Below are 971 nucleotides of genomic sequence, written 5' to 3'. Positions count from 1 at the left end.
GTCGGCAGCGAAATCAAGAGCGGCGGCAACCTGTCTCTGGTCAGCCTGGGCGACCAGCATTACCAGGTGGCCAAACTCGACAGCGGCAAGGACATCCTCCTCGACAGCGGCGGCGCCATCACCTTCGAAGGGGTGAAGGATCTGCATGACGAGAGCCATACCAAAACCAACAACAACGCCGCATGGGTCTCGGCCAAGGGTCGCGGCAACACCGACGAAACCCTGCGCCAGACGCAGATGATCGCCAAGGGCAACATCGTCCTGAAAGCGGTCGATGGGCTGAAGATTGACATCAAGGATGTGAGTCAGGAGTCCGTCAGCCAGACCATTGATGCGATGGTCAAGGCTGATCCGCAACTGGCGTGGTTGAAGGATGCGGAGGCTCGGGGAGATGTTGATTGGCGGCGCGTGAAGGAGATTCACGAGTCGTTTAAATACGAGAACTCGGGCATCGGGCCAGCGGCGCAAATTGCCATCGCCATCATGATGTCTTTTGTGATGGGGCCGGCAGGACTGGGCTTGGTCGGCGGTGGCTTCGGCGGCGCATTCGCCACAACCCTCGCTACGACGGGCGTGACAAGCACGATCAGCAACAAAGGGAATCTCGGCGCTGCTTTCAAGGAAACATTCAGCGCCGACAGTCTCAAGAACGCAGCTATCGCTGGCTTCACCGCAGGCATGCTTGATTATGCCGATGCCAATTGGTTTGCAGCGGGGGGCAGCAAAGCCGCAAGTATTCTGACCAGCAGTAATTTTACCGACATAGCGATCCGAACTGCGGGTCGCGCGGTCATTTCCAGTGGCATCTCTACCACCATTGGTAGCGGTAGCTTTGGTGACAACTTTGGTTCCGCGTTGCTGGGAGAAGCGGGCAGTGTCGCGATGGCGACCGGGTTCAATTTCGTTGGCGATCAAACGATCAAGTTCCCGGAAGGTGGCGTAGTAAAAGTTGTCGCGCATGCGCTGATGGG

Annotated in this window: 1 protein-coding gene; it reads left to right on the top strand. The window is 57.9% G+C overall.

Annotation, left to right across the window (positions count from 1 at the left end; all coding sequences use genetic code 11):
• The coding region (locus D8U71_RS25460; RefSeq protein ID WP_177434943.1) for a DUF637 domain-containing protein at positions 1 to 971 on the top strand (971 nt) is incomplete at both ends.

The organism is Pseudomonas sp. Sample_21 (assembly GCF_004307525.1).
In the GTDB taxonomy this organism is placed as follows: Bacteria; Pseudomonadota; Gammaproteobacteria; order Pseudomonadales; family Pseudomonadaceae; genus Aquipseudomonas; species Aquipseudomonas atacamensis.
Note: the sequence above shows the minus strand (reverse complement) of the source record. Positions and strands in the feature narration are given on the sequence as shown.